This window comes from Paenibacillus sp. FSL W8-0919 (genome assembly GCF_038003785.1).
GTDB classification, from domain to species: domain Bacteria; phylum Bacillota; class Bacilli; order Paenibacillales; family Paenibacillaceae; genus Paenibacillus_AQ; species Paenibacillus_AQ lactis.
Genome location: NZ_JBBOPV010000001.1, coordinates 3,980,047 through 3,992,403, shown reverse-complemented (window position 1 = coordinate 3,992,403; position 12,357 = coordinate 3,980,047). Strand labels below are relative to the sequence as shown.

Below are 12,357 nucleotides of genomic sequence, written 5' to 3'. Positions count from 1 at the left end.
CAGCTTCTTGCAGCAGCCCTGAGTTCTCACCCTTTAACAGCACCAAGCATGACACCCTTGGCAAAATGCTTCTGCAAGAATGGATACACGATGAGAATAGGCAGCGTAGCCATTAGAATCGCCGCCATCTGGATCGTCTCCGGAGGCGGAGGCTGGGCGGCAAACATGTTATCTCCTCCAAGCGTGCCGGTTGTCTCTCCCACCACCACGATCTGCCGAAGCACGACCTGGATGGTCCACTTCGAGGAATCATTGATGTACAGAATCGGAGCAAAGTAGTTGTTCCAATGGGTCACCGCGTAGAACAAGCTGAAGGCGGCCAGCGCCGGCTTGGACAGCGGAAGGATGATTTTATAGAAAATCTGCAGATCATTGGCACCGTCTACAATCCCGGCCTCAATCATTTCGCCCGGTATGTTAAGGAAAAATTGCCGGATGACGATCAGATTGAACGGAGCGATCGCGACAGGCAGAATTAAGGACCAGATCGAATCCAGCAGTCCCGTTGCCTGCACAACCAAATAAGTAGGGATCATCCCCGCCGAGAACAAGAGCGAGAACACCACCATAAACATGACGCTCCGCTGGCCGATGATCGGTCTTGACAAGGCGTAGGCCATCGTGCTGGTAAAGAACAAATTGACCAGCGTGCCAAGCACGGTTACAAGCGAGGTGGTCCATAGCGCCTGACGAAACGTGCGGGAGCTCCAGATGTACTCATACGCATCGGTCGTCCAGTTCGACGGCCATAACAGCAGCCGGCTTCCTAGGAAATCCTCATAGGACGAGAAGGAAACCGAGAATAAATATAAAAACGGAAACAGCATCAGCGCTGAAATCAGCAGCAGCAAACCGATATTCACCGAGTTGAACAAGCGTTCGGCGATGGATTTTTGATTCAAGGGTGTTTCTCCTTTCTGTGGGCTTCACAACGGATCAATAGACGCCCTGCTCGCCAAAGCGCTTGGATAATTTGTTCGCGCTCATGACCAGGATCAGCCCGACCAGCCCTTTAAACACGCCGACGGCGGTTGAGAAGCTGTAATCGGATTGTTGAATTCCCTTAAAGTACACATAGGTATCCAGCGTATTTCCGATATGCATATTGAATGCGTTCAGCTGGAGGAAGACCTGCTCGAACCCTACTTCTAGGACGTCCCCGAGCCGGATAATCAGCATGATGATGATCGTGCTTCGGATCGCCGGCAGCGTAATATGCCAGATTTGGCGGAACCGGCTTGCGCCGTCCATTACGGCAGCTTCATACAACGCCGGATTTACGCCGCTTAGTGCGGCAAGGAAGATGATCGTTCCCCATCCCGCTTCCTTCCAGATCACCTCTAAAATCAGAAACGGACGGAAATACTGCGGCTCGGTCAGAAAGCCGATCGTCTGCTGGGAGCCGAATGCTTCCCGCAGCAGGTCGTTAACCAGGCCCTCATTTCGGAAAAAGATCGTCACGATCCCAACCACAACGACCCACGAGAGGAAATGAGGCATGTATACCACCGACTGCATCACCCGTTTCAACAGCGGGTTCGCCACCTCGTTCAGCATGATTGCCAGGATGATCGGCGCAGGGAAAGCGAATATAATTTGCAGAAATGAAATGATCAGCGTATTCCAGATCACCTGAACGACTTCCGAGCTTTCGAATATGCGGCGGAAGTTATCGAGGCCGGTCCAAGGACTGTCGACGATGCCCATGAAGGGGCTGTAATCTTTAAATGCAATGGTGATGCCCAGCATCGGAACATACCGATAGACGATAAAATACAACAATCCCGGGAGCAGAAGCAGGTAGAGATAGCGGTCCTTCCACATTCGCGCACGAATCCGCTTGCCTCGGCTTGCCTTAGTCGCGGTCGGTTTTTTTCCTGGTTCCGTGCCCTGTACGAGCGTTTCCATTGGTTTCACCCCTTTCCTCGGCTGGAATGATCCATCCCTGTTTCAAATCCAGATCATGCTTACCGGGAGGAACGATCAGGTTTAGCCGAATACCGGACCAATCCAGGCACAATTCGCAGGACGCATCTCGCGAATTCCCGTTATAAACAGCCCCTCTCAAACTTCCGGTATCCAAATATAGGCTTAAAGGTTCTTCGGAACGGTAGCGGATTCCCGGGCCTGCAAAGCGTGTCGCACAGGACAGATCAAGTCTGCCGGAATTGCCGGAATCTAGAGGATCCTGCCCCATCATGCTTGAATTCAATCGTACGGCAGAACCACTGAATGAATAGCCTTCGTAATCCATCGTTTCTGTTGTATCGCAAAACATCATGTAATCCCTTCGCTCCCCTTCTTCTAGTACGGTAAAGCCGATTCCGCTAATACCGCTTGTTGTCACATGGTCTACGGTGATGTTCCTTGCATCGCCGGACTGCGGGATCAGCAACGTAACGAAACGAATGCTGCTCCCTGATGATGCTTTAACGCTGATAAAAGGTCCGTAGCTTTCCGCCCCCGGATAGTCCCGGACGGAAACCTGATGATGATCCGGAGCCAGAAACAGCAGCCGAACCGAAGCTTCATCCCCACGAATCATCAGGCTGGACTTCTCTACTGATTCTCCCGGACTGATCAGGGAATGATCAGGCCCGTAAATGGATGAAGTTGTGTGGAATAACAGCTCCGCCTCATCCCCTTCCCGGTTCAGCTCAGCATCGTCGACGATGACATAATAAGACGCGTCGATATGATACAGCGTCCGGCGATACGATCTTAGGCTTTCCCCATAACTTGCCGAAGCGTCCCCGCTTACGACTTCGAAGCAAGGGAACAGCGAACTGTCGCAAATGTACCCGCCGCCGAGCGATTGCTGCCCCTGTCCATTGACAAGCAGCGAATTATGCCCGATCGTGCCTGTTGTATAATCCGCTCTCGGGCCCGGCACATAGTCCTGATAGCCCGGGCCCGTCAGAAGCCATTCGCCGCCGACATTCAGCATGATCTGGTTCTGATCCCTATGATTGTGATCCTTGGCCGACGGGCTTGAGGTAAAGCATAAGAGGTGATCGCCTCTCCCCCAACCCGATCGCAGCGCAGCCCAGCCGACCGGCTGGAACACGGCGGAGACGGCTCCTTGGTAATAAGCTTCCGGATTGATTGAAAGCGTTTCCTCTTTAAGATATAAAAGTGCAGCCGGATGCTCCGCCTCATACCTTCGCATATACCAGCCCGCTGCAGGATGGGCATGATGCGAGGCCGTCATAGCCATGACATATGCGATATCCAGCTTGTAGAACGAATCCGAGAAGTTTGGAAACGTATTCACAACCGGGGATAAAAAATGCAGCAAACGCTCCGGCAGCTCTTCCGCCAAATAAGGATGATTGACCAGATCGGCATTTCCCGTCATTCTTCGGTACAGATCAGCCGCCATCCATACGTGCCTTGCAGCTACTTGATCATATAAAAAGCCTTCCGTTTCCCCCGAATTCAGCTTGAAATCCAAGTAACCCGTCAAATAATCAAGTGAAGCCTGCAAATATTTGGCTGCATACGGAACTTCATCCGCGATCGCTGCCGCTCCGAACATCATGGCAACATGCTTGGCGGCCACGATGTTATGCCGATCCCGGTTTCCGATATCCATGGCTAACGGCTGCAATCCTTTACTTAGGATGGATCCCCTTATATGGAGCCTTTCCTCTTCCGTAAGCATGCCGCGGATGGCGTCATAAGCAGCGGATACGCCGATCAGAAAGTGAGCATTGCTGAGATTGCCCTCGGCGCCCCGATGATCGAACTCATACCATTTTCCGTAAGAAGCCAATGCGAGCAAATAACGTCTTGCCTTCTCGGCATATTCGGTCATGCCCGTGATGATATAAACGGTTGATAACACGACAAGCCGTTCCTCGATTGCCCGAGCGTACATCGTCCAGTAAGGAAAGTCGGTGTAGCCCTCCGGATCTGCTGTCGGCTCCGGTTCCTCCAGCGGCAGCGATACATGCCACTCTTGGGAGATCGAAGGATAATGGACCGTAAAACCCGTCTCGTTCAAATAATCGGCTGCCCGCTCTAAGTAGCTGTGCCACAGCTTCGGGTATTGGATGGCTGACGCCGAATCGGGCTTAGCACCATCCCCTGCTGTTTCCTCCTTACCTCTAATCTGCCGACGGAATGCTTCAGCCTCTTCCCGAAGGAATAAAATTCGCGGGCTCCGGATTGTTATTCTATGTATGGGCTCGGAAGGCGGTATAACCGTAACACGCCAGCAGACGGCAGGGAATCGTTTATCACCAAAGTCCACCTTAACCTCTGCATCGCCTGGCTCCATCGCGCTCAGCGTCAACCCGTCCGCCTGAAGCACCTGTGACGGCTCACAGGTAACGATGCCCGCCGGGGTGCAGCCTTGCATGACGCTGCCGGAAGGATCGATGAACCTGAACGCCAGCGTATGGGTCTCGCCGGTCTCGAGGAGCGGAACTCTAATCATCTCTACCCGGTACAAATCAATAACGCCCCTCTCTTGATTCTTCACCATGTTCATCGCTTTATTGATCGGTCTCGTTGATCAGGCTTCATGCTGTCTTGATCAAGCTTGATATGGCTATCGCTAAATATACATGTATTTTACTTGTATTTATTAAATGCTGTCAATTTAAATTTTTCTTTTTCGTTAAACCTATTTGCTTAATCCTCAGCCAAGTTGAAGGTGCCGGTGTATGAACGCATGAAAAAGGGACTGTCCACAGTAGAAATCCAATCCATTTCTACTTCGGGACAACCCCTATCAGAGCTGACAGACACGCCAGTATTTATGGAATCATCATCGTTTCATCGCTATCCATCTTCGGTCTCATCCATCGCCTTCCGCACATCAGAATCCTGAATATCGATATCGATCGGCAGCCCCAGCGCCAGCTTTGCCAATTGGCTCCCGATAAAAGGCCCCATCGTCAAACCGGATGCTCCAAGCCCATTGGCGGTTAATAGACCCTCCCAGCCGGGAACAGCTCCGATCACCGGAAGAAAGCCCGGCGTGAATGGGCGAAAACCGACTCTTACCTCTTGGAAGGTGCTGTCGGCCAAGCCAGGCGCCAGCTCCAGCCCTTTATTCAGAATTTCCTGCATTCCGGCGGCGGTCACCCTGGTATCGTATCCCTCTACATCATTCTCGTGAGTCGCTCCGATGACGATCTTCTGCTGATCGAAAGCGAGCAAATATTGGTCAGAAGGCGGCATGACTACTGGCCAATGGCTTGTATCTTGCTGATTCTGAAGCTGCAGATGCATGATTTGCGCTTTTTGATAATGTACCTTAAAACGAATGCCTAAAGGCTTCAGCAGCTGATCCGCCCATGCGCCTGCACATACCACGACTTTGTCGGCAAGGAAGCTTTGCCCTTCGACAACAGCCCCGGTGACGCGTCCCGATTGATATTGCAGCCTCGCATCCCCGTTAATCAAAACCGCGCCGTTTCGCTGCGCCGATCGGAGCAGCGCATCTCGGAGTGCACGGCCATCTACCCGTGCGGCGCCGCTGATATGTACCGATTGATAGCCTTCTGCCAGCAGTGGAAATGCATCATGGGTTTGCTTTTCGTTTAGCCGGGTAATTTCACCAATCTCCGGTGCATCCGCTTTACGGCGTTGTGCACGCTCCTCCATCGCGGTGATTTTCTCCTGGTTATGATGGATGCTAATCGCACCAACTTGGGCATAGCCCGTCTCGGTCTCCCCCTCCCCGGTAAGCTCTTTGATCAAACCGGGGTAGAAGCGCGCGCCGGCCTTGGCCAGCCGGTACCATGCCTGATTGCGCCTTTGCGACAGCCAGGGGCAGATAATGCCTGCAGCTGCGTCGGTGGCTTGTCCTACATCTTTACGGTCAATGACAAGCACCTCTGCTCCTTGCTTGCCTAACGCGTAGGCTGTCGAGGCTCCGACGATTCCCGATCCAATGACGATGACTTTCTTCATGGTTACATCCTTTCAGAATCTGTCTATTAAAAAGCCGCGAACTTCGCGGCTTATCTTTGCATGTATTCGATTATACACGGTGAAGATTCACCTAGACTCAAGCTTCTTCACCCTCCGAGAAAATCTCCAGCAGCCCGGCCGGCAGCTGATACTTGTGGTTGTTGATCTGAATGCTCTTTAGCTCCTCCAGCAAGGAGTCTTCATCGTGCATATCCTTGATGGCTTGAACCTCACGGTTCAGCCGCTCCATCTGATGGTCCAGCGCATTAGCTGTATCCGCCGCGGCTTTCAGCTCCTCAAGGAGCCGCTGTGGGACCGACTTATTATATTTATAGAAGATTTTATGCTCCAGGCTTGCCCAGAAATCCATCGCGATGGTCCGGATTTGCACTTCCACGCATACCTTCTCCACCCGATCGGAGAAAAACACCGGCACCTCTACGAGCAGATGCAAGCTCTGATATCCGTTCGGCTTCGGATGCTTGATGTAATCCTTGACGTTCAAGACGGTCAGATCGCTTTGCTTCTGCAGCATCTCGCTGATTTTATAAATATCGGAAATGAAGGAGCACGTGATCCGCAGTCCTGCAATATCCTTGATGTTCTCCTCGATCGAGGCCAAGGAGATTTCTCCTCCCTTGCGGAGCAGCTTCTTCATCATGCTTTCCGGCGATTTCAGGCGGGATTTCGTATGCTCGATCGGGCTGTAGTCATGCAGAGCCTGAAACTCTTCCTTCAGAATCTCGATTTTGGTTTCGATTTCGTCCAGCGCGAATTTATATTTCAGCATAAACCTGGTGATTTCCGTACGGATCAGCTTCAATTGTTCCATTTGCATTACATTCATGAATAACTTCCTTTCGGCCGAATGGACATAAACGCTAGGCGCTCACGGCTTGCCGCCCCTTCCATTCTCGAGTGGTTATATTTAGAAACAGGGATTCGTTTTCGCCCTCTCTAAATTTTAGTTGATCTTCGGGTACCACTGCAACTTCATCACGTTGACGTAAAAAAGAACCGATCGTTTGACTGCCGGATTCTCACTCGTCTATGCGCTCCCCTGCCGATATGTAAGTGCACCAAGCCGGGACATCAGCCCCGGCCAAAGAATCGCTTAATCCTTGGCCAATTGAATGCCCGGGCTTCGCTGCGCCGCCCATTGCGGATAGGCGATGCCAAGCAGGATGAAAGATACGCCCATCCACTGAACGGCAGTTACCTGTTCGTTCAACACCATCACCGATGCGATGACGGCCACCGGAAGCTCCCCCGCTCCTAGAATCGTAGCCAGGCCGGTGCTGATTTTCGGTGCACCAAGCGCAAACATGAGCACCGGAAGCACGACCCCGAACGTTCCCAGGATCAAGCCGTAGATCCATAAGCCGTTACCGCTATCCATTTGGACATTCCCCGTAAATACGTTGGGCGCTAACAGAACCGTCAGCAGGACAAGACCGCCGGTCGATGTATAGAAGCTGCGGGTGATCGCCGGCATGCCGGTCTCAACCCTCCCGCTGAAGAAGACGAATAATGCCATCATGACGGCAGCCGCAAGAGCAAGCAGCGTTCCTTTCAGGTTAAGCTGAAGCTCGCCCGTACCGAGAATGCCTCCAGCCATCAGCGTCCCGAGAAACAGAATGGCGATCGAAATGACGGTCGCTTTGTCCGGGAGCCTGCGGTATACAATCGATTCGATGATCACCCCGATCCAGGTAAATTGAAACAGCAGCACAACGGCGATGGAGGCCGGAATGCTTTGCAGCGAGAGATAATATGTAACGCCGGTCAGACAGGTGCATAAGCCGACGCCGGCAAGACGCACCGCCTGCTTCCAGGTCACCCTTCGTCTCGCGAACAGCAGCATGAGGACCAGCAAAATAAGCCACCCTGTTCCGAATTGGCTCAGCATCACTTGTTCAAACTGGAATCCGTCCCGGTATGCCAGCTTTACGACCGTAGATAAAATCCCGAAGCAGCACGCCCCTAAAAAAACATACAACGAGTTCTTCAGCAATTGATACAATGTTTCGTTCCTCCTCCACACGTCAAAAAAACCCCATTTCTCATTGTTTTGGATCCAGAAAACAATAAAAAATGGGGTTCGTCTTATAAAATTCTATTTCATTATGCTTCCATTCTAAAATAGATTTCGCGGAAAGTAAACAACCCGTTTTACCCGCTAGGACGTCATCGTTCTTAGTCTCCGATCAACGCCAGGATCTCCTTCATGCACTCCAGCACTTGGGACTCTAGCGGCTTAATCCCTTCAACCAAGCCTCTTGCCTCTCTAACGGCGAGAGGGTCGTTCGGCTGGCCCCCTTGCGGGAACGGGAACAGCCGGTGCAGCTCATCGAGCTTCTCATGCATCCCTTGGTACAAGGCCGACGCTTCATCAAAATGCCGGGTCAGCTCTTCCGACTTCTCCTCAAGCGGCCAAGCCTGCTTCAGCTCTTTAAAGAACTCCGCCCCATAATAACGCGCGTCCCTCAGCACTGCAATATTATAGGCATGGCCGTTCGGCTCAATCGCACCGCCCTCCAGCGCTTCGAGCCACGCATCATAGGCCGCCAATCCTTTGACGCAGTTAGCCGGAATTGCGCTCTCCCTGCCTTCGTAATGCTCAATCGCTGATTCCAGCGACAGCCTGAGCTGCTGTTTCAGCGTCAGATCCACTTTGCCGTCAATGGCAAGAACAAAAATCTCCTCGAGCACGCTTCTGCCCAGATGATCGAATGGCAGCGTCTCCACTTTTCCGCATTCCTCGGCATATAACAGCCGGGTCTCATCATCATAGCCATACACGGTGCCGAATTCCGGGAAGAACAGATCCCATGCCAGGACCGGGATCCCCTGATCCAGTGAGCGGTGGATCAAATCCAGCGCTCGCGGGAGCTCACGATGAATGCTGCGTTTGCCCATCGCATCCTTCCCCGTCAATGAAGGGTCAAGCAGATTGCTGTTTTCGCCGATATTCGGAGACATCCCGTCAATTACCTTAGCGTGAAAACCAATATTGTGCAGCCCCCTAGGAAGCACTTCACTGAAATTATAGCCGGTCGGTCCCGCAATATGGACGCTCTTCGGTACGATATTGATGCGGAAGGCATGACCGGTCAGTCCCATCACCATCGGCAGCGAGAGCTTGCGGTCCGTATATCGCAGCATTTTGTAAATCACATCCGCTGCTGTCGTCCATGTGCCTGTTTCGTGAAACTCCTTGCCGTAGTCCAAAATCCGTTTGCTCATAATTCCCATATCCCTTCTTGTTTTCATATAGGAGTCAACGGTAACGCGGATTTTTTCCTGGATCACCTTTTTGCGAGATCTGGAAATAATCTGGTATACATTGGCCGAAGAGAGCTGAAACAGCTTGGCGATTTCCTGCGGCGACAGCTGGTCGAAGAAATGGGACTCGAAGATCATCCGCTCTCGCGGCTTCAGGCAATGAATGATGTCGGTTAACGAATGCAGCGTTTCCTTCTGAAGCAGCTTCTCCTCGGGAGCATTGGCAGAAGCAGCCGCTTCATTCGCGGTCCGGTTCAGCCTGAACAGAATGCGGTCCAGATCGTTCCATTCGCCGTCCTCCTGGCCGCTCAAGCGACCTCCCCCTTCCAGCTCCGTGAACGTTTGCTCCTGAAGCGTGGGTCTCGCCTTGAGCCTGGTGTACGCCTGGTTCCGTACGATCCGCTGCATCCAGGGGAGGAACCGCTCCGCATCGACCAGCTTGCTGAGGTGCAGGAAAGCGCGCAACAGCGCATCCTGAACGATGTCCTCCGCCAGATAGGACTCCTGGGTAATGGCTCTGGCATAGCCGTATACCTTTGCTCGGTGTCTGCGTACCAGCTCGCCGAAAGCCTCCCGTTCCCCTGCCTGGGCGCGAATGACCAACTCGCTGTCTTCCATTTCATCCCAATCTGTCCGTTTGTCTGCTGTCGCTTCCAATGTCTATACCCTCTTTCATTTCGTTGACTGCTTATATGACTCGGGGATTGAGGCATTTCTGACAATTTTGCAAAAAAACTTTGCATCCTCTTTACCGCAATTTTGTTTCAGGCTCCGGTGATCTCTGCTTTTGACTATATTACCATAGGTTCTTGTCAGTCAGATCTACCGGCTCCTTAGCTCAGCATCTTCCGAAGATATTTGTCCACTTCGGTTGCCGGCATCCATCTGTCCCTCTTGCTTATAGCCATTCCGCGGATTTGCCCCAAGCCCATGGTGAGGGACGAGTTTATATTAAATTTATTGAGCTGTGCTAGAGTAAGTGCGACAAAACAAGGAGGGGGAATAACCTTTGAGAAGGGTATTAAGACCCATAACCGATTGGGTCTCAACCAAAAGAGGCATGTGGATATCGATCCTGATCTGGCTGATCGTTATGATCGGTTTAAGCGCCGGTCCGAGGCTTGGTGATTACAAAGCGACCAGCTTCCAATCACTCCCGGATGAAGCGCAATCCATCATTGCCGAGAACAAATTGGAGAAGACGTTTCCGAGCGACCAGGGAACGCCAGGGATTCTGGTTTTTCATAATGCATTCGGAGATATTAATCTGGATGAAGTCAAGCGCATCACGAATGGAATCATCTCAGCCGATATTCAGGGGGTTAAATCCATTGTAAATATCGGCACTTTGCCGCCTCATGCCCTAAAAGGGTTCATTTCAGCGGATAACTCTACCATTATCGTTCCCATGAGCCTGGAACCGGGCCTTGGAAACCATGAGTACGCGGAAATCAATGATGAAGCCTTCAGGCTTGGCAATGATATTGCTAAGGTTCTGAACACTGACTTTTATATTACTGGCCCGGCGGGGATCGCTGGCGACACGGTCAAACTTTTCGAGCAGGCGGACTTTGTTCTGCTTCTTGCCACCATTATCATCATTCTCGTATTATTGATCGTTATTTACCGTTCGCCGCTGCTTGCCCTCATACCGCTGCTTGCCACGGTCATCGTATATCAGGTGGTCAATCAATCCGTTGCCTTGATGGGCGCAGCCGGACTTGAAATCAACAATTCGACCACCTCAATCATGAGCATCCTGCTGTTTGCCGCCGTGATCGATTATTCATTGTTCGTGTTCTCGCGATACCGCGAGGAATTGAATAAACACGAAAGCAAATATGCGGCGATGCAGCACGCTATGCGCGCTACCGGTGAGCCGGTGTTTTTTGCTGGCGGCACCGTGCTTGCTGCTATGCTTATTTTGTTCTTTACGGATTTCCGTGATTATCAAAACTTCGCTCCGGTCTTCGGCGTGGCCATGCTCATCATTATGCTGGCTTCCGTCACCCTTGTCCCTGCCCTGTTCACCCTGTTTGGACGGAGAGCATTCTGGCCTAAGGTTCCCAATTTCGGCCAGAAACAACAAATCAAACACGGTTTCTGGGGAACAGTCGCTAAAGTTGTGGTGAATCAGCCGCTATTGATCAGCGGAATCGTGGCCTTCTTCATGGTCGTTTCCGCCTTGAACGTCTTTAACCTGAAATACGAATTCGACACCGTCAAGAAATTTCCGGAGGATCTGCCTTCCCGCGTTGGTTATGAAATCATAGAGTCCAAATATAACAAAGGCGAGCTTGCGCCTTCCACGATTCTTCTGGAATCCGAGAATGCGCTAACCGAGGAGCAGACCGATCAGTTTCTGATGAAGCTGGAAAGTTACGAAGAGATCGAGTCCGTCCGCCTGACTGGCATTACTGAAGATTCCAAAGCGGCAAAATTCAGTGCAGCCTTGACGCTGAATCCATATTCAACCGAGGCGATCGACTTTGTGGAAGAGCTCCAAAAGGAGTCTGACGCCATCCTTCACGAGTTGTCTCTTCAGGGCGATGTTTACTATAGCGGCGTGACAGCCAAACTAGTCGATGAACGGACGACAAACAACAATGACATCGTCAAAGTAGTTGTCTTGGAAACGGTTCTGATTCTCATTCTTCTTATCTTCTTGACTCGTTCGTTAAAAATGCCGGTGTACATGATGGCCACGATCCTGATTTCTTATGTATCGGCTCTAGGTCTTGGATTATTCCTGGTAGATGTTCTGTTCGGTTATGAGTCCATCAGCACGCGGGTTCCTGTCTATGCGTTTATATTCCTGGTGGCTCTTGGAATTGATTATAATATTATTCTAATCTCCCGCTTTCTTGAGGAGAGAGCAGCATTAAAAGGACGCGCTTGAAGTGGCTATCCTCAATACGGGTGGGATCATCTCCTCGGCAGGCGTTATTTTGGCTGCAACCTTTGCAGCGCTGACCACCATGCCGATTGCCGACCTCTTTGTGTTCGGCTTTATGGTTGCCATTGGCACATTGATCGATACATTCCTGGTGAGAGGCGTCCTGCTTCCTTCCTTAATTTTATTATTTGAAAAGGATACGGAGCAGAAAAAGCACACAGCCCAGGCTTAATGCAAGGTAGGAGGGGACT

At 51.5% G+C, this 12,357-nt stretch carries 7 protein-coding genes and 1 pseudogene; 1 reads left to right on the top strand and 7 read right to left on the bottom strand.

The genetic code is table 11. The features are described 5' to 3' along the window. Positions 1–26: 26 nt before the first annotated feature. From NST44_RS18200 to NST44_RS18170, 7 genes are all read right to left on the bottom strand, one after another. A complete protein-coding gene (locus NST44_RS18200; protein ID WP_007128386.1) occupies positions 27–902 on the bottom strand; it encodes a carbohydrate ABC transporter permease in 876 nt (291 codons plus the stop codon). A gap of 34 nt (positions 903–936) precedes the next feature. Next, positions 937–1,908, bottom strand: a complete 972-nt coding sequence (locus NST44_RS18195; RefSeq protein ID WP_445669835.1) for an ABC transporter permease — start codon at positions 1,906–1,908, stop codon at positions 937–939. Continuing rightward, positions 1,856–4,489, bottom strand: a complete 2,634-nt coding sequence (locus NST44_RS18190) for a heparinase II/III domain-containing protein (RefSeq protein WP_340900326.1) — start codon at positions 4,487–4,489, stop codon at positions 1,856–1,858. The genes NST44_RS18195 and NST44_RS18190 overlap by 53 nt, the downstream gene beginning before the upstream one ends. 299 nt (positions 4,490–4,788) lie before the next feature. Continuing rightward, entirely contained in the window at positions 4,789–5,925 is a 1,137-nt protein-coding gene (locus NST44_RS18185; RefSeq protein WP_340900325.1) for an NAD(P)/FAD-dependent oxidoreductase, read from the bottom strand. A 97-nt stretch (positions 5,926–6,022) separates the two neighbouring features. Continuing rightward, positions 6,023–6,772, bottom strand: coding sequence for a GTP pyrophosphokinase (locus NST44_RS18180; protein ID WP_007128391.1), 750 nt, complete (start codon positions 6,770–6,772; stop codon positions 6,023–6,025). 267 nt (positions 6,773–7,039) lie between these two features. After that, entirely contained in the window at positions 7,040–7,948 is a 909-nt protein-coding gene (locus NST44_RS18175; RefSeq protein WP_007128392.1) for an EamA family transporter, read from the bottom strand. Between the two features lie 173 nt (positions 7,949–8,121). Then, positions 8,122–9,867 carry an RNA polymerase sigma factor gene (locus NST44_RS18170; RefSeq protein WP_007128393.1) on the bottom strand — a complete coding sequence of 582 codons (1,746 nt, stop codon included), beginning with the start codon at positions 9,865–9,867 and terminating at the stop codon, positions 8,122–8,124. A gap of 352 nt (positions 9,868–10,219) precedes the next feature. On the opposite strand from NST44_RS18170, the pseudogene NST44_RS18165 reads away from it, so the two are divergent. Beyond that, positions 10,220–12,338 (top strand): annotated as a pseudogene (locus tag NST44_RS18165) (MMPL family transporter). Positions 12,339–12,357 lie beyond the last annotated feature (19 nt).

Bases quoted from the DNA above. Each gene is read 5' to 3' on its own strand.
- NST44_RS18180 (WP_007128391.1), bottom strand. From the start codon at position 6,772: ATGAATGTAATGCAAATGGAACAATTGAAGCTGATCCGTACGGAAATC.
- NST44_RS18190 (WP_340900326.1), bottom strand. From the start codon at position 4,489: ATGGTGAAGAATCAAGAGAGGGGCGTTATTGATTTGTACCGGGTAGAG.
- NST44_RS18185 (WP_340900325.1), bottom strand. From the start codon at position 5,925: ATGAAGAAAGTCATCGTCATTGGATCGGGAATCGTCGGAGCCTCGACA.
- NST44_RS18195 (WP_445669835.1), bottom strand. From the start codon at position 1,908: ATGGAAACGCTCGTACAGGGCACGGAACCAGGAAAAAAACCGACCGCG.